This is a genomic window from Bacillus sp. MT(2024) (assembly GCF_036362845.1).
Classification (GTDB): Bacteria; Bacillota; Bacilli; order Bacillales; family Bacillaceae; genus Bacillus; species Bacillus velezensis.
This window is the reverse complement of the sequence record NZ_CP143632.1, coordinates 1,839,121-1,864,071: the sequence shown is the minus strand read 5'-3', so window position 1 is coordinate 1,864,071 and position 24,951 is coordinate 1,839,121. Positions and strand designations below refer to the sequence as shown.

General features: G+C 44.8%; 14 protein-coding genes and 1 pseudogene. 7 read left to right on the top strand and 8 right to left on the bottom strand.

The window, feature by feature from the left end; genetic code table 11:
* Positions 1 to 64: 64 nt before the first annotated feature.
* From bamC to VP472_RS09075, 5 genes are all read left to right on the top strand, one after another.
* On the top strand, positions 65 to 7,933 hold the full coding sequence (gene bamC / locus VP472_RS09095; protein ID WP_146276876.1) for a bacillomycin D non-ribosomal peptide synthetase BamC: 7,869 nt from the start codon (positions 65 to 67) through the stop codon (positions 7,931 to 7,933).
* A 170-nt stretch (positions 7,934 to 8,103) separates the two neighbouring features.
* On the top strand, positions 8,104 to 9,642 hold the full coding sequence (locus VP472_RS09090) for a glycoside hydrolase family 43 protein (RefSeq protein ID WP_146277470.1): 1,539 nt from the start codon (positions 8,104 to 8,106) through the stop codon (positions 9,640 to 9,642).
* A gap of 52 nt (positions 9,643 to 9,694) precedes the next feature.
* Positions 9,695 to 10,966, top strand: a complete 1,272-nt coding sequence (locus tag VP472_RS09085) for a glucuronoarabinoxylan endo-1,4-beta-xylanase XynC (RefSeq protein WP_146276874.1) — start codon at positions 9,695 to 9,697, stop codon at positions 10,964 to 10,966.
* 142 nt (positions 10,967 to 11,108) lie between these two features.
* Positions 11,109 to 11,816 carry a response regulator transcription factor gene (locus tag VP472_RS09080; RefSeq protein ID WP_146276872.1) on the top strand — a complete coding sequence of 236 codons (708 nt, stop codon included), beginning with the start codon at positions 11,109 to 11,111 and terminating at the stop codon, positions 11,814 to 11,816.
* A 2-nt stretch (positions 11,817 to 11,818) separates the two neighbouring features.
* On the top strand, positions 11,819 to 13,219 hold the full coding sequence (locus tag VP472_RS09075; protein WP_146276870.1) for a sensor histidine kinase: 1,401 nt from the start codon (positions 11,819 to 11,821) through the stop codon (positions 13,217 to 13,219).
* A gap of 52 nt (positions 13,220 to 13,271) precedes the next feature.
* On the opposite strand, the gene VP472_RS09070 is transcribed toward VP472_RS09075, so the two are convergent.
* Entirely contained in the window at positions 13,272 to 13,580 is a 309-nt protein-coding gene (locus VP472_RS09070) for a magnetosome magnetite crystal formation protein family (RefSeq protein WP_094246893.1), read from the bottom strand.
* A gap of 463 nt (positions 13,581 to 14,043) precedes the next feature.
* Here VP472_RS09070 and VP472_RS09065 point away from each other — a divergent pair, with 463 nt between their 5' ends.
* Together VP472_RS09065 and VP472_RS09060 are read left to right on the top strand one after the other, a co-directional pair.
* A complete protein-coding gene (locus VP472_RS09065) occupies positions 14,044 to 15,543 on the top strand; it encodes a cellulase family glycosylhydrolase (RefSeq protein ID WP_146276868.1) in 1,500 nt (499 codons plus the stop codon).
* 195 nt (positions 15,544 to 15,738) lie between these two features.
* Positions 15,739 to 16,790 (top strand): annotated as a pseudogene (locus VP472_RS09060) (alpha/beta hydrolase).
* Between the two features lie 653 nt (positions 16,791 to 17,443).
* Here VP472_RS09060 and VP472_RS09055 read toward each other — a convergent pair.
* From VP472_RS09055 to uxuA, 7 genes are all read right to left on the bottom strand, one after another.
* Positions 17,444 to 19,075 carry a YndJ family protein gene (locus VP472_RS09055; RefSeq protein WP_146276866.1) on the bottom strand — a complete coding sequence of 544 codons (1,632 nt, stop codon included), beginning with the start codon at positions 19,073 to 19,075 and terminating at the stop codon, positions 17,444 to 17,446.
* Positions 19,069 to 19,677, bottom strand: a complete 609-nt coding sequence (locus tag VP472_RS09050; RefSeq protein WP_146276864.1) for a DUF4166 domain-containing protein — start codon at positions 19,675 to 19,677, stop codon at positions 19,069 to 19,071. Before VP472_RS09050 ends, VP472_RS09055 begins: the two co-directional genes overlap by 7 nt.
* Positions 19,674 to 20,489 (bottom strand): hypothetical protein, encoded by an 816-nt coding sequence (locus tag VP472_RS09045; RefSeq protein ID WP_146276862.1) that lies wholly within the window; start codon positions 20,487 to 20,489, stop codon positions 19,674 to 19,676. The genes VP472_RS09050 and VP472_RS09045 overlap by 4 nt, the downstream gene beginning before the upstream one ends.
* Before the next feature lie 118 nt (positions 20,490 to 20,607).
* Positions 20,608 to 21,879, bottom strand: coding sequence for an MFS transporter (locus VP472_RS09040; RefSeq protein ID WP_146276860.1), 1,272 nt, complete (start codon positions 21,877 to 21,879; stop codon positions 20,608 to 20,610).
* Between the two features lie 76 nt (positions 21,880 to 21,955).
* Positions 21,956 to 22,957 carry a substrate-binding domain-containing protein gene (locus VP472_RS09035; RefSeq protein ID WP_146276858.1) on the bottom strand — a complete coding sequence of 334 codons (1,002 nt, stop codon included), beginning with the start codon at positions 22,955 to 22,957 and terminating at the stop codon, positions 21,956 to 21,958.
* A gap of 83 nt (positions 22,958 to 23,040) precedes the next feature.
* Positions 23,041 to 23,877 carry an SDR family oxidoreductase gene (locus VP472_RS09030; protein ID WP_146276855.1) on the bottom strand — a complete coding sequence of 279 codons (837 nt, stop codon included), beginning with the start codon at positions 23,875 to 23,877 and terminating at the stop codon, positions 23,041 to 23,043.
* Positions 23,874 to 24,950: a mannonate dehydratase gene (gene uxuA / locus VP472_RS09025; RefSeq protein WP_146276854.1), complete on the bottom strand. Its 1,077-nt coding sequence runs from the start codon at positions 24,948 to 24,950 to the stop codon at positions 23,874 to 23,876. Before uxuA ends, VP472_RS09030 begins: the two co-directional genes overlap by 4 nt.
* Between the last annotated feature and the right edge of the window lies 1 nt (position 24,951).

Sequence of the window (24,951 nt, the reverse complement as noted above, 5' to 3'; positions counted from 1 at the left end):
TCCCCGGCATGATGTTTTTACGGGGACAGCGGTCAGCCGGCTAAAACTCACTGGAGGGATATTAATGTCAGAATTCAAGCAACAGGAGTTGTTCTGGAGCAGCATGTTCGATGCGGAAGATCGTCCCAGTGCAATCCCTTCGTTTCAAATGTCGGACTCAACAATAGAGCACGATGCGCCGAGTGCACCCAACCGGATTCACAGTTCATTGAGCTCCGATGTATCCCTGCGCATCATGAAAATGACGAATAAATCGCCAATGGCCGTTTATATGGTTCTCCTGGTCGGAATCGAGTGTCTTTTGTACAAATATACGGGGGAAGAGGGCGTTATTGTAGGTGTACCGACCTTTGAAGACGAAACCGATGAAGACCTTCGTTTAGATCAAGTCATGTTAATCAAACAAAACATAAATGCTGACAGCACATTTAAATCCATATTTAATGAATTCAAGCATACGCTGAACGGAGCCATCTTAAATCAGCACGTTCCTTTCGATAAAATGGCCGGTCCATTAAATCTGAACTACGATTCAAATCATTTGCCAATGATCCATACGATCGTATCACTAGATCAGCTTCATCCCATTCGTTTTATAGAAACGGCTGCTGCTGATACGTTATTTCAGTTTTCCATCGAAAATGATTCGATTCATTTAAAGTTAACTTATAATGAACAAGCTTATGATCGCCAGTATATGATGCAAGTGATCGAACATGTAAACCGGGTCTTTTCAAGTTTGTTATTCCAACCCGACCTTATGATCCGACAGCTTAATATTCTGTCAGACTCAGAGACAAATCAACTCATCGCCTATAATCAAACGGCTGCAGAGTATCCAACAGAAAAAACGATTCATCAATTTTTGGAGGAACAAGCGGAACGCACCCCTGATCAAACGGCTGTTGTCTACGAGGATAGCCGTCTGACGTACCGGGAATTGAATGAAAAGGCGAATCAACTCGCTCGGACACTGCAATCTGAAGGCGTGCAGCCGGATCAGCCGGTCGGGATTATGGCCGAACGCTCCCTGGAAATGATTGTAGGGATCTTCGGGATCTTGAAAGCCGGCGGGGCGTATGTACCGATTGACCCGGGCTATCCCGAGGAACGCGTTCGATACATATTGAAGGATTCGGATACGACGTTGTTACTGGTGCAGAATCAATCGCGAGAGAGAGTACCTTTTACGGGAAAAGTGCTGGATATGAAAGATCCGCACAACTTTTGTGAAGACGGGTCGAATGTAGAGCCGGCTGCTGGTCCGGATCATCTGGCCTATGTTATTTATACATCGGGTTCAACGGGCAAGCCGAAAGGGGTTATGGTTGAGCACCGGTCGGTCATCAATCGGCTGGTGTGGATGCAGGAAAAATACCCTCTGGATGAGCGGGATGTGATTCTGCAAAAAACTGCGATCACCTTTGATGTATCAGTGTGGGAACTGTTCTGGTGGACGCTGGCAGGTTCTAAACTGGTGCTGCTGCCAAGCGGAGGAGAAAAGAATCCCGAGCTGATTTTAGATACAATTGCACAAAAAGGCGTCAGCACAATGCATTTTGTACCGGCGATGCTGCATGCCTTCCTGGAATCCATGGATCAGAAGCCAAGCGGGATGTTGAAACAAAAATTAGCGTCATTAAGACATGTGTTTGCAAGCGGTGAGGCTTTGAAGCCTGTACATGTCGCAGGCTTCAAACGCATCATCATGTCGGTGAGCCAGGCTCAAATCATCAATTTGTACGGACCGACTGAGGCAACAATTGATGTATCATACTTTGATTGCCAGATGGAAGAAACATATGCAACGATTCCGATAGGCAAACCGATTTCCAACATTCAATTGTATATATTACATGCTGATTTGGAACATATGCAGCCGATCGGTGTGGCGGGAGAACTGTGCATAGCGGGCGATGGGCTTGCAAGGGGCTACTTGAATCGTCCCGAACTGACGGCCGAGAAGTTTGTAAACCATCCGATTGCATCAGGAGAACGGATATACCGGACGGGAGACTTGGCAAGATGGCTGCCGGACGGCAATATCGAGTATTTGGGCCGGATTGATCACCAGGTGAAAATCCGCGGTTACCGCATTGAAATCGGCGAAGTCGAAGGCGCTTTTTTTCAGCTGCCGGCGATCAAAGAAGCCATCGTCATCGCCCGGGAAATCGATGGGGAAACATCCTTGTGCGCCTATTATACCGCACAACATGCTTTAACTGCAGGCGAGCTCCGTGAAGAGCTGTCCCGGCAGCTTCCATCCTATATGATACCTGCGTATTTCGTTCAGCTGGAAGAGATGCCGCTTACTTTCAACGGGAAAATAGACCGTAAATCCCTTCCTTCTCCAAGAGAGAATCTTACAGGTATGAACTATGAAGCTCCTCGAACAGAACTGGAAAAAATACTGGCCGCGGTGTGGGAGTCGGTCTTAGGCTTAGAACGGGTCGGAATCTCAGATCATTTCTTCGAATTGGGGGGCGATTCCATTAAGTCGATTCAAGTGTCCTCAAGATTATACCAAGCCGGGTATAAGTTTGAAATCAAACACTTGTTTAAATACCCAACCATCTCCGAGCTTGTTCCATACGTAGAGCCGGCAACCCGAATCGCAGAACAAGGAGAAATCAAAGGCCGTGCGCTGCTGACACCGATTCAGCATTGGTTTTTCGACCAGAAATACCCGGAATTACACCATTACAATCAAGCGATTATGCTTTATTGGAAAGAGGGACTGGATGAATCCAAGCTTCGGGAAGTCATGAAGAAGATCACAGAGCATCACGATGCTTTGCGCATGGTCTATGTTCCGACAGAAGATGGATATGAAGCCCGAAATCGGGGGATCGATGAAGGTGATCTGTTCAGCCTTGAAGTGATCTCATTACGCGAAGAAAAAAATGTGTCCCAGACGATAGAAACCATTTCCAATGAGATTCAGCAATCCATTCATTTAGCCGAAGGACCGCTCATGAAACTGGGATTGGTCCGGTGTCAAGAGGGAGATCATTTGCTGATTGCGGTTCATCATCTGGTCATCGACGGCGTATCGTGGAGGATTTTACTTGAGGATATAGCGGCAGCTTATGAGCAGCTTCAAAACGGCGAAGCGATCCGGCTTCCGAAGAAAACGGACTCTTATCTGTTATGGGCTGAACAGTTGAATCGTTATGCAGAAAGTCAGGAATTCGAAGTGGAAAATCAATACTGGTTCAGACAGAAACATAATCCGCAACATACATTGCCAAAGGACAATGGACAGGAGACCGGTCTGGCCAAAGACAAGGAAACGGTCATTGTTCAATGGACCGTCGAGGAAACCGAACGTTTATTAAAAAACGCTCACAGGGCTTATTCGACCGATATGAACGATTTATTACTGACCGGTCTGGGAATTGCTGTTCATCGTTGGACCGGATATGAAGACATTCTCATTCACCTTGAAGGACACGGCAGAGAGTCTATCATTCCGGATCTCGATATTTCGCGTACGGTGGGATGGTTCACAAGCCTATATCCGGTTTCGCTTCAAATCAAAGCTGATCAGGATATCCCGGAGCGGATTAAAACAGTGAAAGAAAATTTGCGTCAGATCCCCCAAAAAGGAATAGGTTACGGCCTGATCAAATATTTGTCCGATCACCCGAAGGCGAATGAATGGACCAGACATCCGGAAATACGTTTCAATTATTTGGGTCAATTTGATCAAGATGTCCGGAACGGCAGGATGGAAGTATCCCCTTACTCAAGCGGGAAAACAGCCAGTGACAATCGCCCCTTGACCTATACACTTGATATCAACGGCATGATTTCAGAAGGCCGATTGTCGCTGGCCATCAGCTATAGCAGTAAACAATATCAAAGAGAAACAATGGAAGCCTGTGCCGATCTCTTAAAAAGCAGCCTGCAGCAAGTCATCGCACATTGTGATGCTCAAGATCAAATTCACCTGACGCCAAGCGACATTTCGTTAAAAGGTATAACGATCGGTGAACTGGATCAATTTGTGCAGCAAACGAGTCATCTCGGTGACATTGAAAATATATACCCATTAACCCCGATGCAGAAAGGAATGTTGTTCCACAGCTTGATTGATTCGGCTTCCGAAGCTTACTTTGAACAAGCCGCTTTTGATCTGAAAGGTTTCTTGGATATCGATGCATTCAGGATGAGTTTAGCGCATCTGGCCGAAAAATATGACATTCTTCGGACTCTTTTTTATACAGAATGGAAAGATCAGCCTTTGCAGATTGTATTCCGGCAAAAGCCGATTGAAACGGCCGTTGAAGATATTCGCAGCATGAACAGTCATCAGCGCAGCGAGTTTATTGCCGATTTTGCTAGAAGAGATAAGGCGCGGGGATTCAATCTCACCCAGGATGCTTTAATGCGCGTATCGATCCTGCGGACAGAGGAAGACCAAGCGCGATTGATATGGAGCTTTCATCATATTTTAATGGATGGCTGGTGTTTGCCTCTTGTTACGAAAGAAGTGTTTGAAACCTATTATGCGATACTCGAGCAAAGGCAGCTGAAGCGGGGAGCCGTCACTCCATACAGCCGATATATCGAATGGCTCGATCAACAAGATCACAAGCAGGCGTCAGCCTATTGGCGTAATTACTTGGAAGGTTATGAAGGGCAAACTGTTTTGTTACAAGAACAATCTTCCGGCCAGACGAACCAGACGAAAGGATACGAAAAAGGAGAGCATACGTTTCATTTAGGAAAGCAGCTCTCAGACGAAATCAAACGGGCCGCAAGCCGCCAGCAAGTCACCGTCAATACATGGATACAAACCGCATGGGGCTTATTGCTGCAAAGATATAACGGAAGTCAGGATGTCGTCTTCGGCACGGTCGTATCCGGCAGACCGGCAGAAATTCCGGGAATTGAAACCATGGTCGGTTTATTTATCAATACCATTCCCGTACGTATTCATACGCAGCCTGAAATGACAGCTGCACAAGTATTGAAAGTGAACCAGGAGCAGGCACTGGCTTCTCAAAAATATGATACATTTCCGTTGTATGACATTCAGGCTCAAACTGAGCAAAAGCAGCAGTTGATCAATCATATTATGGTATTTGAGAATTACCCGGTTGAGAAACAAATAGAACATATGAAGCAGGATGACAACGCATTAGACATTCTCGATTTTCATATGGAAGAACATACACATTACGACTTTACTTTTATCGTGATGCCGGATGGAGAAATTGACATTCGTTTTGTATACAACCGCGATGTTTATGATCAAGCAAGTGTCGAACGGATGCAGACGCATTTCATGCAAATCATGAAGCAAATGGCGGACGATCAGGAAGTTCGCGTTCAAGACCTTGATATCGTAACAGCGGATGAGCGATCGCGTCTGATAGATAAGTTCAACGATACGGCGGCTGAGTATCCAAAGGAAAAGACGATTCATCAATTGTTTGAAGAACAAGCGGAGCGAACGCCGGAGCAAGCAGCGATTGTTTTTGAAGATAAGAAGCTGACATATCGGGTAGTAAATGAACGCGCCAATCAGCTGGCCCGAACCTTGGTTGCCAAAGGACTTCAGGCCGAGGAGCTTGTCGGCATTATGGCGGAGCGTTCACCGGAGATGGTGATAGGCATCCTTGCTATTTTGAAAGCCGGGGGCGTTTACGTACCGATCGATCCGGATTATCCGAAAGAACGCATCCATTATATGCTTGAGGATTCTAACGTCTCTATCTTATTATTGCAACATCATCTTCTGGAAGGTACCGATTATCAAAGTCATACTGTCTTCCTTGACGATCCGTCATCATACGACGCCGAACCATCTAATCTCAATCTGAGCGTGATGCCAAATCAATTAGCCTACGTGATTTATACATCAGGAACTACGGGGAATCCGAAAGGCACGCTCATTGAACATAAAAACGTGGTTCGTCTGTTATTTAACAACAAAAATGTTTTTGATTTTAACGCATCGGACACTTGGACTTTGTTTCATTCCTTCTGCTTTGATTTTTCAGTATGGGAAATGTACGGAGCGCTGCTGTATGGAGGCAAATTAGTGATTGTTCCGAAACAAATAGCCAAAAACCCGGAAAGGTATTTACAATTGTTAAAATCGGAAGCTGTGACCATTTTAAATCAAACGCCAAGTTATTTTTATCAACTGATGCAGGAGGAGAGAGCAGATCCCCAATCCAATTTAAACATCCGAAAAATCATATTTGGCGGAGAGGCGTTAAATCCATCCTTCTTGAAAGACTGGAAGCTTAAATATCCTTTAACACAATTAATCAATATGTACGGCATCACCGAAACCACCGTTCATGTCACATATAAAGAAATCACGGAACGGGAAATCAACGAGGGCAGAAGCAACATCGGACAACCTATTCCTACTCTGCAAGCGTATATTTTGGACGAATATCAACGCATTCAGGTCATGGGCATACCGGGCGAGCTCTATGTGGCAGGAGAGGGACTGGCCAGAGGATATTTGAACCGCCCGGAATTAACGGCTGAGAAATTTGTTGAACACCCGTTTGCCGCAGGCGAAAAAATGTACAAAACGGGAGATGTCGCCCGATGGCTGCCTGACGGCAATATCGAGTATTTGGGAAGAATTGATCATCAGGTGAAAATCCGGGGCTACCGGATTGAAATTGGCGAGGTCGAAGCGGCTTTATTGCAATCGGAATCTGTCAAAGAAGCGGTCGTCATCGCGATTGAAGAAGAGGGCTCAAAGCAGCTGTGCGCCTACTTGTCAGGAGACGATTCATTAAATACGGCGCAGCTGAAGCGTCATTTACTGAACAAACTGCCCGCTTATATGATACCGGCTTACTTTGTTCAAATGGAGAAGATGCCGATAACCGCAAATGGAAAAATCGATCGAAAAGCTTTGCCGGCTCCTGAGGGAAATAGGCTCACCGGAACCGAATACGAAGCGCCCGGAACGTTAATTGAAAAGCAGCTGGCCGAGATATGGAAGAACATTTTAGCTCTCAATGACCCGGGAATTAAAGATAACTTCTTTGACGTTGGCGGCCATTCGCTCAAAGTATTGCAAGTTATTCATCAAATCAACGACCGTATGGGAATCAAAATGCATTATCAAGCCGTATACGATTTTCCTACCATCGAAACAATGGCACGCGCCATTCAAGCGGCAGTTTTCGAGTCCAAGACGGATAACGTATTCGTCAAGATGAATCAGAACGGTTCAATCCCTTTGTTCTGTTTCCCGCCTTTAATCGGGTACGGGCTGGTCTATAATGAAATGGCGAAAAGACTAGACGGCCGCTGCACCGTCTATGCCGCTGATTTCTTAGAAGAGCCGTCTTACGAGCAAGAGATAGTCGACCGGTATGCAGAAAGCATGATAGGCATTCAGGAACAAGGGCCTTTTGTTTTACTCGGTTACTCCTCGGGGTCGAATTTGGCTTTTGAGGTTGCCAAAGCCTTGGAGAAGCGCGGACGCATCGTATCGGACATTATGATGCTTGATTCTAAAAGAGCCGTTTCGGTGAATTATTTTTCGGAAGAGGAAACCGAAGAGATCATTCATCGGAATCTGGATATCATTCCGGATTATTACAGAGAATTATTAACCATTCCTTCCATTAAGGTTAAAATCAGAAGCTATCTCACATATCACAATAAACTGATCAATTCCGGCGCGGTGAACGCCAACATTCATCATTTTCTATGCGGCGAGTTGACCGATAGAGGATGGAAGCAATCAACCGCACAGCATTACCTTGAGTACAAATTAAAAGGAGACCATGTGACGATCTTTGACCCTCACAATATTGAAGAAAATACGGATACAATTCGATCTCTTATCAAAAGGATTGAAGAACGGCATCATCACGGACTTGTTCTTGAAGAACAACTGTCAATAGGATCGTTTGCTGGCGACACGAAGTTTGACAAAATGTAAGTGATTCAGGGCAAAATGCCGCTGACTGCAATCGGCGGCATTTTTCATAAAAGAGGGTCAGATATTTGCAACGTTTTCACTCTGAAAATCATTCATTTTACGCATTCTTCATGACCTGTTGTTATCATATTTTTTAAAAACCTAATATGCGGAAACAGGAGGATGTTAAGCTGATGAAAAAGTGCAGTGTATGTTTATTGATTCTTGCTTTATTATTGAGCTGTTTACCTGGGGAATATGCGAATGCGGTAAGCACTCCAATTGCAAAACATGTTGGGAATTCAAATCCGCTTATCGACCATCATCTGGGCGCAGATCCGTTTGCGCTGACCTATAACGGAAGAGTCTACATCTATATGTCAAGCGATGACTATGAATATAACAGTGACGGATCAATTAAGGATAATTCATTTGCCAATTTGAATAAAATATCCGTCATATCTTCAGCGGATATGGTGAACTGGACAGATCACGGAGCGATTCCCGCAGCGGGTGCCAATGGGGTGAATGGCGGCCGGGGGATTGCCAAATGGGCAGGAGCATCATGGGCCCCGTCAGCCGCGGTGAAAAAGATCAACGGTAAGGATAAATTTTTCCTTTATTTCGCAAACGGCGGCGGAGGTATCGGGGTTCTCACCGCAGACAGCCCGACCGGCCCATGGACAGATCCGATCGGAAAACCGCTGGTGACGCCAAGTACACCAGGAATGTCCGGTGTTGTATGGCTTTTTGATCCGGCAGTATTCGTAGATGATGACGGTACCGGTTACCTATATGCCGGCGGAGGCGTTCCGGGCGGTTCAAATCCCACACAGGGGCAATGGGCCAATCCTAAAACAGCAAGAGTCATGAAATTAGGGCCTGATATGACCAGTGTTGCCGGAAGTGCATCTACGATTGATGCGCCTTTTATGTTTGAAGATTCGGGAATGCATAAGTATAACGGAAAATATTACTATTCCTATTGTATCAATTTCGGGGGCTCACACCCGGCCGATAAACCTCCAGGTGAGATCGGCTACATGACCAGCTCAAGTCCTATGAATTCTTTTTCGTATAGAGGGCACTTTCTGAAAAATCCGGGAGCATTTTTCGGAGGCGGCGGAAACAATCACCATGCTGTTTTCAATTTTAAAAACGAGTGGTATGTGGTGTATCATACTCAAACTGTCAGCTCCGCTCTTTACGGGGCCGGCAAAGGATACCGTTCTCCCCATATAAATAAGCTTGTGCATAATCCTGATGGCTCCCTGCAAGAGGTAGAGGCAAATTTTGCAGGTGTCAAACAGCTATCCAACTTGAATCCATATCACCGGGTAGAAGCGGAAACGTTTGCCTGGAACGGACGGATTTTGACCGAGAATTCCTCTGCACCCGGCGGGCCGGTCAATAATCAACATGTCACAAACATTCATAACGGAGACTGGATTGCTGTTGGAAATGCAGACTTCGGGTCAGGCGGTGCAAGGACGTTTAAAGCAAATGTAGCGTCCGCTCTTGGCGGAAAAATAGAAGTGCGACTAGACAGTGCAAACGGTAAGCTTGTCGGAACCTTGAATGTCCCTTCCACAGGCGGAACGCAATCCTGGAGAGAAATAGAAACTGCGGTAAGCGGCGCATCCGGTGTTCACAACGTATTCTTTGTATTTACCGGAACTGGTACAGGAAACTTGTTTAATGTTGATTACTGGCAGTTTACACAAAGATAAGCAAAGGTACGTTTTCTAAGTCTATAAAAGACAAATGAAGGAGAGGAAAAAAATGATGTCGAGCGTAAAAAAAACAATTTGTGTATTATTGGTATGTTTCACAATGCTGTCCGTCATGCTGTTAGGACCGGGAGTTACTGAAGTTTCAGCAGCAAGTGATGCAACAGTTAATATATCTGCAGAAAGACAAGTGATTCGCGGTTTTGGAGGAATGAACCACCCGGCTTGGATTGGAGACTTGACTGCGGCTCAACGGGAGACCGCTTTTGGCAATGGGCAGAATCAGTTAGGTTTTTCGGTCTTAAGAATTCATGTAGATGAAAATAGAAATAATTGGTACAAAGAAGTGGAGACTGCAAAGAGTGCGATCAAACATGGAGCAATCGTTTTTGCTTCCCCTTGGAATCCGCCAAACGATATGGTTGAGACTTTCAATCATAATGGTGACACATCAGCTAAGCGGCTGAGATACGATAAGTACGCTGCATACGCGCAGCATCTTAACGATTTCGTTAATTTCATGAAGAGTAATGGTGTGAATCTGTATGCGATTTCTATGCAGAACGAGCCTGATTACGCTCACGAATGGACATGGTGGACGCCTCAAGAAATCCTGCGTTTCATGAGAGAGAATGCCGGTTCCATTAATGCCCGTGTGATTGCGCCGGAATCATTTCAATACCTGAAAAATATATCGGACCCCATTTTGAACGATCCGCAGGCGCTTAGGAATATGGATATCCTCGGAACCCACCTGTACGGCACTCAGGTCAGTCAGTTTCCTTATCCTCTTTTCAAACAAAAAGGAGCGGGGAAGGACCTTTGGATGACGGAAGTATACTATCCGAACAGTGACAACAATTCAGCGGATCGCTGGCCTGAGGCTTTAGGTGTTTCAGAGCATATTCATCATTCAATGGTAGAGGGAGATTTTCAAGCTTATGTGTGGTGGTACATCCGCAGATCATACGGCCCTATGAAAGAAGATGGGATGATCAGCAAACGCGGATACAATATGGCTCATTTCTCAAAATTTGTGCGCCCTGGCTATGTAAGGATTGATGCAACGAAAAATCCTGAACCGAATGTTTACGTGTCAGCCTATAAAGGAGACAATAAAGTCGTGATTGTTGCCATTAATAAAAATAACACAGGGGTCAACCAAAACTTCGTGTTGCAGAATGGGTCTGCTTCGCAAGTATCCAGATGGATCACGAGCAGCAGCAGCAATCTTCAACCTGGAACGGATCTCAAAGTAACGGATAATCATTTTTGGGCCCATCTGCCGGCTCAAAGCGTGACAACATTTGTTGTAAAGCGTTAAAGGCATCAGCATTGCATTAAGCCAATTTTCTTACTCGAAAAAGAAAATTGGCTTATTTTCTGTGGGAGAGAAGTGTTGATTTTTTAACGATACACTGACATTGGGTATAATAATGACAATGACTTCAAGGAGTGATCAATATATGTCACGGCTTCACAGCAAAGTATTAATCATAGACGATGAAAAAGAAATTTCGGAACTGATCAAAACCGTATTAATAAGAGAGGGCATTGATCGCGTAGTGACCGCTTCAACTGCCCGTGACGGATTGGCTCAATTTCATCAAGAAAATCCCGATCTTGTGATATTGGATATCATGCTGCCAGACGGTGAAGGCTATGATATCTGCAAGCAAATAAGGGACATTTCACACATTCCTATCATCTTTTTGTCTGCAAAGGGGGAGGAAACGGATAAAATTGTAGGACTTGCCATCGGCGGGGACGACTACATTACAAAACCTTTCAGCCCTAAAGAAGTCGCATACCGGGTCAAAGCGCAGCTGAGACGGGTCTCTTACTTACAGCCTTCTCAAACCGGAACCGTGATAAAAAAAGGGCCATTTGAATTAAACCAACAACAAGCCGAGCTCACCAAAAATGGAGCGGCTATTGAGTTAACACCTAAAGAACTTATGCTTATGACCTATTTTCTGCAGCATCCCAATCGGGTGATCAGTAAAGAAACACTCTATCAAGCTGTATGGGGAGAAGACTTTTTCGGTTCTGACAACACGGTGATGGTTCATATACGCAGGCTCCGTGAGAAAATAGAAACTGTCCCATCAAAACCAGAATTTCTCGTCACTGTGAAAGGGTTAGGCTACAAATTTGTTGTAAAGGATGCGTAGGGATGAATTGGCGATTAACAGGCAGATACATGGTATCTGTCATCATAGTGACCATCATTACAGTCTTCATTAATTTATTTATTTTTATGTTTTGGCTCGTTTTCCAGGCGAACACCCAACATGACGAAGAAAGTACACCGGAAACTTTCACAAGATCATTCGGACAATATGTCACGTTATCGAACAATGGTATCACAGTAAACAAAGAGGGCCAAAAAGCTTTAAAAGAGCAGAATGCATGGATTCAAATATTAGATGAAAACGGACAGGATGTTTATCATGATAGAGAACCTAAAGGACTGAAGAAAAAATATACGCCTATTGAAATTGTAAATTTACATAAATATAAGGATGAACAATTATTATCAACCATTTACGCCGGCGGAAAAAAAGTAAACGGCAAGGAGTACAGTTACTTTATAGGGTTTAAAAATCCCTCTCTCGGAAAATTTGCCCTCTCATATGATACCAAGGAATTTGTGACGAAGTTCAATGCAGGAACCATCATATTATTATCAATAGATGCATTAATCGCGTTACTCATTGGCTATCTATTCAGCCGGCAGCTCACAAAACCGCTCGGCCGTGTCATTCAAGGAATCCAGCGGTTAGCTAATGGAGATTATACGATCAAAATGAAATCCAAAGGCATTTATAAAGATGTGTTCTATAATGTCAATCACTTATCGGAACAACTATCTTTAAGCAAAAAAGAAAAAGATAAATTAGAGCAAATGCGTGAAGAGTGGATCAGTCATATTTCTCATGACATTAAAACACCATTAGCATCTATTCAAGGCTATGCAGAAATCATCAAAGATCCGAATTATCATCTCACAGTCGAACAGATCAGAGATTACGCCCGGATCATTGAGAGTAAATCCCTCTATATGAAAGATGTGATGGAAGATTTAAATTTAACGACAAGGCTGAAAAACAACGATGTGATGTTAAATAAAGAACGGGTAAACCTTGTATCGCTTCTGCGGGAAACGTTAATTGATATTTTAAACGATTCCAGATATGCGGATAAGTCCATTGAGCTTCAAACGAACCTGGAAAAGCTGATGCTGGACCTTGATGCGATATTGATTCGGAGAGCGGTCACGAATCTCATTTTAAATGCCCTCGTTCACAATGATCCCGATGTGAAGATCGTTGTACAGCTTGAACAAAAAGAACGAACTCATGTGACAATTAAGGACAACGGCAAAGGGATAGAAGAAGAGGAGCTGGAAAAAGTGTTTGATCGCTATTACAGGGGGACAAATACAGGAACGACGCATGCAGGCTCTGGTCTTGGAATGGCCATAGCAAAGGATGTTATCCAAAAGCACGGAGGGGACATCACCATTCACAGCACCGCGGGAGAAGGGACAACGATAGATATACAATTATCATAATGGCTATACAAAAAACGGTTCTGCTGATTAATAACAGAACCGTTTTTTCCTATTATTCCGAAAACACTTTGATTCCTTTGACAATGTTCCAAATGAAAAAATAGATCGCCACAAGGAATGTAACAGCATAAGTCGCAAGCAGGAAAGGCCCGGCATGTCTGATATCATTCATACCAAGTAAACCTGAAGCGATGATGCCAATTCCAAAAATCAAATAAGGAATCAGATGCGTCCATAAAGATTTTTTCGCATGATCTTTCACATCGTCCCGGCTTAAGAAATAGACGATAATCGGAAACAGAAACGGTGCAAAAAATATACTGAAGTAACATAATGAAGACAAAATTTTATTTTCTCTCAAACCTTTTCACCTCTATGATTTATTGAAGGGGGAATTCTTCTGGCTGAAGCCCACACTGAAGTACAATCTTATTGTACAACTCCAACCTTAACCCGTATTAATCCGAACCTTACATCAACCTTAAATTAACAAGGACGGGCAAGGGCTCGTCTTTTTACAGCAATCATAAGATTCAATGCCATATTGAGACTCATCATATTTAGCGCGACTACGTTGGAAATACATTTAATTTTTCGATTCGATTGAAAAATAACGTGTAAAGTCCCGATTCAGTCCAGTTTTCTTTGTTCTATATGTGTCAGGTGTGTCTTATTCAATAGAGATAGAGCAAATTGACAGGCTTTTAAACCTCCCGAAAACAAGAAATTAGGTTGATAGACAATCACGAGAAAGATTTTTACAATGAGTTCGAGCTCATAAGAAGCGAAGAGCCAAAATGATGCGAAGGAGGAAAAGATCAGATATGAAACGGTCAATTTCTATTTTTATTACGTGTTTATTGATTACGGTATTGACAATGGGCGGCTTGCCGGCTTCGCCGGCATCTGCAGCAGGGACAAAAATGCCAGCAGCCAAGAATGGTCAGCTTAGCATAAAAGGAACACAGCTCGTAAACCGAGACGGCAAAGCGGTACAATTGAAAGGGATCAGTTCACATGGACTGCAATGGTATGGCGATTTCGTCAATAAAGACAGCTTAAAATGGCTGAGAGACGATTGGGGCATAACCGTTTTCCGCGCGGCGATGTATACGGCAGATGGCGGTTATATTGATAATCCGTCCGTGAAAAATAAAGTAAAAGAAGCGGTTGAAGCGGCAAAAGAACTTGGGATATATGTCATCATTGACTGGCATATCTTAAATGACGGCAACCCAAACCAACATAAAGAGAAGGCAAAAGAATTTTTTAAGGAAATGTCAAGTCTTTACGGAAACACGCCAAACGTCATTTATGAAATTGCAAACGAACCAAACGGTGATGTGAACTGGAAGCGTGATATTAAACCGTATGCGGAAGACGTGATTTCCGCTATCCGCAAAAATGATCCAGACAACATCATCATTGTCGGAACCGGTACATGGAGCCAAGATGTGAATGATGCTGCCGATGACCAGCTAAAAGATGCAAACGTCATGTACGCGCTTCATTTTTATGCCGGCACACACGGCCAATCTTTACAGGATAAAGCAAACTATGCACTCAGCAAAGGAGCGCCTATTTTCGTGACGGAATGGGGAACAAGCGACGCGTCTGGAAATGGCGGTGTATTCCTTGACCAGTCGCGGGAATGGCTGAATTATCTCGACAGCAAGAACATCAGCTGGGTGAACTGGAATCTTTCTGATAAGCAGGAATCATCTTCGGCTTTAAAGCCGGGAGCATCTAAAACAGGCGGCTGGCCGCTTACAGATTTAACTGCTTCAGGAACATTCGTAAGAGAAAACATTCGCGGCAGCAAAGATTCAACGAAGGACGCCCCTGAAACGCCAGCACAAGATAACCCCGCACAGGAAAAAGGCATTTCCGTACAATACAAAGCAGGGGATGGGAGCGTGAACAGCAACCAAATCCGCCCGCAGCTTCACATAAAAAATAACGGCAATGCGACGGTTGATTTAAAAGATGTCACTGCCCGTTACTGGTATAACGCGAAAAACAAAGGCCAAAACTATGACTGTGACTACGCGCAGATTGGATGCGGCAATCTGATCCACAAATTTGTGGCGCTGCATAAACCTAAGCAAGGTGCAGATACCTATCTGGAACTGGGGTTTAAAACAGGAACGCTGTCACCGGGAGCAAGCACAGGGAATATTCAGCTTCGTCTTCACAATGATGACTGGAGTAATTATGCACAAAGCGGCGATTATTCCTTTTTTCAATCAAATACGTTTAAAACAACGAAAAAAATTACATTATATCATCAAGGAAAACTGATTTGGGGAACAGAACCCAATTAGTTAAGCTTTAGGCGGACATCAGCAACGATGTCCGCTTTTATCATCTTAAACAGCAATACATGGAGGTTTACGTGACGGAGTAGATATGATTCACTGAACATATAATGTAATCGTTTCACAGTTTTGAAAAGCGTTTATCGCGCAATGTATGTATTTCACATCCGCCACTTTTATTACTTAAGGGGGAACAAGAGAATGAAAAGGTATGACGCATTTCCAGAGCCAATTGGCGGCTATACTGTCGGCCGCACCCAAATGGATTTTGAGTACACGGCATCAGATCATACAAAAAGAGAACTGACGGCGTTTGTGTACTATCCGTCCGACAGCAGCGAAGGGAAGACTACATCAACGTACATGTTTCCTGAAGTCTGCGAAATGCTTGATGAGCAGCCGATTCTCACTGCGTTGAAGGATGCTTACTCTATAGATATCAAGACCCAATGTTACGACGACCTTGCTCTCTCCGGGAAAGAAAAGCGTTATCCGGTGTTATTCTATGTTTGCGGCGGAGGCGGTTCTCCAGAATGGGGCACAGTGATCTGTACAGACTTGGCAAGCATGGGATATGTGGCGGTAAGCATCGGCCATCAGAATAGCACGATGTATAAGCGTAAAGATGGGCGCCTGTTTAATGTATCAAAGGATTTTTCTGCTGCCATTTTGGCGTTTTCTGAAGATCCGGAGATGCTGGCGTTGGCTGGTAAGATGGAGATGCGTCCTGACGATGAAACTGCCATTGAGATGTGCCATAACGTGTTTACACTGCCGATTCTTGGCAAGTTAACAAAGTATTGTGAATTACAGGCGGAAGATGTAAGGTATGCAGCCGATTATCTTGTCAAACTGGACTCTGGAGAGCTGAATTCCATCTTTGCGGAGCGTTCGGCCTTCAGGGCAGCGACCTTAAGAAACCCTTTTTGCTGCTGTTTTCTGAACCGAACTATAACATGAATGCGATCATTGGCGCTAACAATAGCATGGATACCTATTATTTCTCTGTTGATCGTGCTGCGCATTTAGATTACTGTGACATCGTGTTTACCAGTGTGAATGAGGAACTTAGAGGCGAACGGGATGCCACGGAGATGCGAAATCTTGTTACAGACTATACGAAGAACTTTTTTGATCATTACATCCTGCAGAAAGCTGCAAGTGTGGAAAGTCTGGCATACGATGGCGTGAACTTAAGACCAGCAACAAGTGACATAACCGATGAAAATACTCAAACTGAAAAACCTTTATGACCAATTTAATTTATTAAGGACGTAGAGGTTTTTTAATATTACCTTACAAAAAGGGGATGCTGTTAGAATATGGATTCGCTTTTATATTCTCTTTATAATTTCTAGTTTACATAATATATATTCTAGGAAGTTATACAGAGGAATGAATTATAAGTCTCATAAAACAAGTATACTTTAGTTATTGAGACAAAGAAGAGAAATTTATAACTGCAATAATCGCACATTGTGTTATTGCAGTTAGCGTTACACGTATAAAAATGTTTACAGCGTTAGTTTTGATTCAGCTGAAATAAAACCTAACGCAAATCGCAAGCTTGAACAGCCGCCAGCCAGAGCACTGCCGCGAAATAAAATCCGGCTCTGAGCCCAGCCAATCATTAAAAAATCCCGCAACAAAGGTCCCCCGAAAATACCGAGTGCATAAAGCGCCTGGTATGCCCCATCGATGTTGCTCTCATGCCCGCCGGAACAGACTCAATCGACATTCCAATATGCCGTCGTGAAGCCAAACATTGCCGTAAAAATCATGCCATGGGCTAAAATGGACAAAAACAAGATTTTCAGCAGGGACATCTGCCCGGCTGCCTTCATCATGCCGCTCAATGGATCTTTGCATGAGAAAAAGCCGCCTGATAAACAGACGGCTCTGCAGCTTAATATTTGCTTCGATTACCTGCGGAAGCGTGAGTGATCCGATAATGCACAGTTAAAAATTTCAGTCCGAACAGCCACATATGATGAACGGCCTTCAGGCTTGTTTCGCTCTGGGCTGAAATAAGAAATGTCTCTGCCAGCGGAAGATGACACGTTCCCCATTTCGTCTGGAGATAAATCCCTTCATCACCCGCTCCGCTTTTTCGCCGTCTGCTTGTCAAAACAAGATTCTGCTTACGTGCATAAGGCTTTAAAATGCCCGTCATTTGGCCGTACGGCAGCGGAAGAGAGATATTCATGTACCCTTCCCCTTTTGCCCTGTACGCTGAATACAGCGCAGTAAAAACGGTTTCCTGCTTTTCATTTGTTCTGATCCACGCACGGACATTTTTTCTGCCGTCTTTGTCAGAGTCAACTCCTATAATGTCACTGTGCATGATATACCAATCCGGATTCATGGACAGATGAATCTGCCCCGCTCTTCTGCTGAACGGCTCGTACACGCGCGCGAACGGACGAAACCATCCGCTCCACGTCACTTTTGCCATGATGTCATAATCAATTGTCTCTTCATAAAAGGAAATAACGGCCGGCGCCAGCTTTTCAGTTGAAAAGTCTTCAGAATGCAGTTCTCTCAGCTGATCCTGAAGGCCGGTATAATGGATGTCATTTGCTGCATGAATGTCAGTCAAAAAATCTTTGCCTATCGGTCCCTTCCCGTAAATTCTGCTGAACGTTCTTTCACTGTTCTCATCGAACGGTCTAGGATTTTCTATTCTCCACCCCGCCAAAGCCGGCAGGATAACGCCGAATGCATTGACGGCCCCGTGAATCCAAATCATCTGGCTGATCGTGAGCGTTGCCTCCTCGCGGTAGACACCGTACGAATATATCAAAGAAAAAGCAATTGTGATCATTAACACAGCCGAAGAACTCCTGATCAAGATCCTGCCTGTTTTCGTAACAAACGGCGCCTTAAAGACGAGATATGCATTTACATACAGACCCGCCAGGTACAGAGCGACAGCAATCACATCAAGTGTCTTTGAAAATGTAATCCCCAAGGCAATAAGGACCGGCGAAATCAAAATAATGACCGTGCTCCACCGGTAAAGTACGCGTTTCTCCCGTATGATCCTGCCGAGCAATCCGTTAAAGATCGGAATGAGAAAAGCGGAATAGTGAAAGTGCACCGCCGTCAGCAGAACGATAAGCGGGCCGAAATTCATGACGGGAATCTCAAGAACATATGCGAAGAACCAGAATCCGCCCCCGGCCAAATAAATGAAACCCGCCATAACAGACATCTCTTCTGTTCTGTGAATATTTGTTTTCATCAGCCGCCGGACAGCATACAGTGCCAGTCCAAGCGTATAAATGAGCCACACAAAGGCAAAAAAACTGAAGCCTGTGACAAGCGCAAGCGCCGCACCTATAGCGGCAACAGGATAACTCCGTAACAACACATTCTCTAAGGTCTTTGACGGCCGAAAAGCAAAGCAGAATACAGCGGGAACGAAAAAAAGTATGGATAATAAAACAAACGTCTCAGCAGCTGATATATACGGAGCTTCAGCCGCCGCAAATCCCAAAAAGCTAATCACGCTGACCATGAGATGACGCTTCAGCATGTTTCTCCCTCTGTTTCCCGGAAAGTCCCCCGGTAAGAGAAAAGCGTGCCGAGTATCCGGTTTTTCACATGAACCTTTATGCTGAAGCAATTCATTTCCTCATCATAAGCCTCATAAACGGTTGAATTCCCGCACAGCCATGCCGGAAGCGGGATTTTCTTTCCGCCTATCAGGAGCCACTGCCTTCCGGATGTAATAACAAGCCCTCCGTCTGAAGACGCTTCTAAATGCAGTTCAGACAGTAGGATGTGAGGTTTGCCGAAGTAATCAAGAATTCTGTTTTCCCGCTCATCATATTCCATGACCGCATCAAAAAAACGCGTTTTGCCTTTAAAGAAAAAGGTACGATTCCATTCCACGCCATTTTGCCTGTTTTTGTTTTCGATAGTGAAAGGGATATCGTTTCCCCTCTCTGAGAAAAAACATCTGAAAAAAACACCGGTCTTTAAAAGCATTCTGACAAGAAAAGAACCTCCCTTTATTTCTGACATAACGCCTTCTCCGCAAAACGTGCGTGATCTGTCAAATCTGTACCGTTTCTGCAGCATCGGGTGCAGTGATTGATAATGAGTAATCGCTTTTTCATACATTGAATCCGTCATTTCACTTCTCTCTTTCGTTTTGTATGCCAGGCGCTCGGCAGCTTGAGCTTAAGAATCATGCCGGCTATCGTAAGGACTCCTAAAGAGATCAAGAATCCGCCGCCGGAATATAACAGTGCCGTTATACAAAAGAAGACTGACTGCCCGGCGTGAATCAGCCACTTTCTCCGCATGGGAAGCAGCCATAATACCCCTAACCCTGTCTCCAGCGCTCCCCTCACGATCTCTGCATCGGCACAGCCATCATGAAATCCTTGAAAAAACCAATACAGACTGAATACGAGACACATACAGACATAGACAAATCCGAAACGGACTGATATCTTCGGATGTCTGTTTTGTTCTATCCAAAGCCGCAACGCATCAAAGCTCCATGCGGTAGCCCAGCTTAGCAGAGGACGAAATAAAAACCGGTCTATCCAACTTCCCGGCAGACCGCGGGCCGTTTCATATTGATATTGAGTCAAAAATGAGGTTTGTCCGTTATCCCGCTCTATATACTTCCAGTAGCCCCTGCCTTCTTTTATAAGTGACAGCGGATGATCAGAGACAAAAGCGAGCGAAGACACTCTTTCTGACGAGCGAGGCCTTATGTCACCTATTGATTCGCCTGTGCCGGATACCTTCAGCCCAAAACCGATTCGTGTTTCATATAGAAATCTCTGCGGTTCATCTGGCAGCCTATGAAGATATGTAATGTCAGAAAAACGCAGATCCCATTCCTTATGAAGATGCGGGTTTTGCGTATATTCCCAAAGCGTTTCTATATCAGATGCAATATTGATTTCGACATATATCGGCTTCTGTTTCATGCCCCCTCCTCTTCCCTTCTTTTGTAAACAATTCCTATATTATCATAGGAACAGATCAAGCGGCAGAACGAAAAGGCCATCCCGTTATCGGCAGGACAGCCTCAGTGGCTTTGATGACTTACGAATAAGGTATCGTATCTTTTTTATCTTCAGAAGCGGTTTGAATGATAATCGGGCGCACGAAACGGATTACCGCAGCCGAGGCCAAAACGGCTAATCCGCCTGCAAGCAAAAACGCCCCTGAGAATGATCCGCTTTTATCCGCGATAAAGCCGGTTAAAGCAGGCCCGATAATACCGGCCGTGTTTGCAAGAAAATGCATAAAGCCGCCGACTGACCCGACATTCCTTTGATCAACCACATCGTGAATCACCGCCCAATAGATAGAGCCCGTTATATATAAAAAGAAGACTGATAAAGCAACGAGAATAACGGCACTTACGGTAGTGGTAACAAGTCCGGCAAATCCGATCAGTACAGTGGAAGCGAACAGGCAAGTGACAAGAATGACTTTCCGTGAGAACAAAACCCCTTTTCCGGCGGTTTTTTTGTATACATAATCAGAAATCATTCCGCCTGCCGCCAAACCGATAAATCCAAGAATCCAGGGAATAACAGTCACCACGCTCATAAATTCAACACTTAAACCGCGTTCTTTCACCAGATAGCTCGGAAACCATGTTAAGAAGAAAAATAAGATGTAATTGTAGGCGAAAAAGGCAAAAGCCGTGAAGAGAACCGTTTTTTGTTTCAAATAAAAGGTCATCGGGATATGCTGCTCATGCGATTGAACCGCCGCTTTCATTGCCGGGGCGTCTTCCGTCTGTGCCGGCCGTTCTTTGACAAATTTAAACCAGATAAACGCCCAGACTAAACCCACGATCATGATCAGGACAAAGGAAACCTTCCAGCTGAATGCCACAGCAATCATCCCGACAATCGGGCCGGAAATCGCTCCGCCGAGCGGCGTGCCGCTGTTTGTCAGGCCGATGACCGTGGCGCGCTGAGACGGAGGAAACCAATTGTTGACCATTTTGCTTATGGCAGCCGACAGCGGCCCCTCGCCCATACCGAATAAAACACGGATAATCAAAAGACTTACAAATCCGAAAGCAAGCGCAACCGCCCCGCTGAAAAGAGACCAAACGATCATCGCCGTACACAATGTCAATTTAGCCCCGTACCGGTCAGATGCAACACCGCCGAGAAAGTTAAACACAGCGTATCCGACAGAAAAACTGCTGAAAATCAGCCCCATTTGGGTTGCAGACAATGTGAGATCCTGCTGTATGAACGGCGCTGCAATAGACAGCGCTGAGCGGTCTAAATAGTTAATCACCCCGGCTGAAAATAAAAGAAGAATAATAGGGAATCTATCCTTTGAGAACATAAAATCCCTCCCTCTTATTTCATAATATTCAGATATTTAAATTGCCGGAGTAAACCGGTTTATGCAATGAAACCGGTTATCCGGATTGCCTTGCGAGAAGCGCCGGTTTATAGCGGTGAATCCGTTTTTCACCGCTATCTTTTTCTTGTATCTGGCGAAGAAGAAGGCTTCCCGCTTTTCGCGCCATTTCTGCCGCAGGCTGGACGATCGTCGTAATCGGAGGAGTAAAAAACCCCGCAAAAGGAACTTCATCAATTCCGATGACGGCTGCCTTATCAGGAATTGTCATATCATGCTCCTTCATATACTTCAGCACCTCAACAAGAACAATATCGTTTGCCGCCAATATCGCTTTCGGAGGCTCCTGAAGGGAGAACAGCTCTGACAAAACATTGGAAATATCAGCCGCATTGGCTGTTTTGATATATTCGTTCCGCACCATCATTCCGTTGCGGTCAAGCGCCTTTTTATACCCTTCAATCCTTTCTACCCTCGGACTGATTTCCCGAATAATGGACGTCGTAATAATCGCGATTCTCTTAATGCCGCTCTCGATAAACCGGTCAACGGCAAGACCGGCTGCATGATGGTTATCAAGCATCACTGTCGGAATCCCGAGTTCTTCAATGGTTCTGTCCATAAACACAACCGGAAACGTATCGCGTTTCATCTTTTCATATAAAGAGAGATTTTCGCCCGTCGGAAAAATAATAATTCCGTCCACCTGCTTGGCCCTGAGCATTTCAATATATCTCTTTTCTTTTTCCGGTTCATCATCCGCATTGCAGACAATAATATGAAATCCTTGTTCATGAAAATAGTCTTCAACCGCCCTGATGACCTGAGTGGAAAAGGTGTGAAGAATATTAGCCACCACCACACCTACCGTAAATGTTGATTTCTGTTTTAAGCTGCGGGCGACGAAATTCGGCTGATAGTTCAGCTCTTGAATGGCCGCTTCTATTTTTTGTTTCGTTTTCTCGCTCATATAGTCATAGCGCTGATTTAAAAATTGAGATACGGTGCTTTTAGATACGTTTGCATATTTCGCCACATCAGAAATTGTAATGGTTTTCATAGACTCATCCCCGTCTGTCTTCATTTTTCACTAGTATAAGTCAGAAGTAAATCGTTTACAATCTGACAGGGACATGGATTCTGTCACACTCCGGAATAAGCCATAAAACCTCCGTCGACGGGAACGGTGACCCCGGTGACAAAGCCTGAGCATGAATCATCCGAAAGCCACAGGAGCGTTCCCAGAAGGTCTTCCGGTTTCCCGAAACGTTTCATCGGTGTATGTGCCATAATCTTATTGGATCGGTCTGTCAGACTTCCATCTTCCTGTAATAACAACTCACGGTTTTGCGCAGTCAAAAAGAAACCCGGAGCGATGGCATTCACCCGCAGCCCTTTTTTTGCGAAATGAACAGCCATCCACATCGTAAAATTCTGAACCGCCGCCTTAGCCGCGCTGTAGGCAGGCACCTTTGTCATCGGTGTATACGCGCTCATAGAAGAAACATTAATAATCGCGGGATATTCCGCCTTCAAAAGGTCTTTTCCAAACACTTGCGATGCCAGAAATGCACCGGTAAAGTTGCTTGAAAATACGCTGAAAAATCCCGTTTCGTCCATATCAAAAAATGATGGGCTCTGCTCATCCTCTTCATACGTCTCACTGGCAGTGATCGCATCCGGGTGGTTTCCCCCGGCTCCGTTAATTAAAAGATTGACAGAACCGAACCGGCTGATAATCTCGTCTTTTGCCTTTTCGAGCGAATCACGGGCTGAAACATCAGCCGGTACAGAAACCGCGGTTCCTCCAGCGTCAGCAATCTCGCCCGCCGCACGCTCTGCTTTATCAGCATTCCGGCTGACGATCGCAATTTTCATCCCCTGCCGTGAAAGCTCCTTTGCCATTGCTGAACAGAGAACACCGCTCCCGCCTGTTATGACAGCGGTTCTTCCTGATAAACGTTCATGAATCGGTCTCATCCTTCCACCTCTTTCTCATGAGACGAGAACGCATCCCACAGTCCGTTCAAGTACATAATTCCTAAGGCACGATCATATAAACCATAGCCCGGCCGGCATTGTTCGCCCCAGATATGACGGCCGTGATCAGGCCGTACATATCCTTTGTAGCCTTGGCCGTGCAATTCTTTTACCACACCGGTAATGTCAATGGACCCATCACTGGTAAGATGCGAAGTTTCCGTAAAATCACCGTTATCACAGATTTTCACATTTCGTATATGGGCAAACGGCGCAGCTCCCGCATAGTGTTTGGCGATCTTCACCATATCATTGGCGGGATCCGCTCCCATCGAACCCGTGCACAACGTAATACAGTTGGCGGGTGAATCTGAAATCTCTCGCAGCTTTTCATAACTTTTCTCACCGGTGATAATACGGGGCAGGCCAAAAATTGACCAGGGCGGATCATCCGGATGAATGGCCATTTGAATGCCGTGTTCCTCCGCTACAGGAAGGATTTCATGTAAAAAGAATTCTAGATTGGCCCAAAGCTGTTTTTCACCGACCGTTTGATAGGCCTCAAACAGTTCCTTGATCCGGGCCATTTTCTCCGGCTCCCACCCGGGAAGCGTCAAATCAGAAGATTTCTCAACCGTGCGGATCAGTTCCTCCGGAGGCAGACTTTCCACTTTCGCTTTTTCAAAAAACAAAGCGGTTGACCCATCCTCCAGCGCGCGGAACATATCGGTACGCGTCCAGTCAAATATCGGCATGAAATTGTAACAGATGACTTTCACGCCGAATTCGGACAGATTGCGAATGGTCTGTTTATAGTGTTCGATATATTGTCCGCGTTCTTCATGGCCGAGTTTAATGGCTTCATGAACATTCACGCTTTCCACGACCTCTGCATGAAACCCATAGGATTGAATGAATCTGACTTCCGCTTCAATGTCCTCCTTTTCCCATACTTCGCCCGCGGGCTTCTGGTGAAGAGCCCAGACGATGCCTTTGACCCCGGGAATTTGTCTGACATGTTCAAGAGTCACCGTATCATTACCTTGGCCATACCAGCGAAACGTGATATTCATG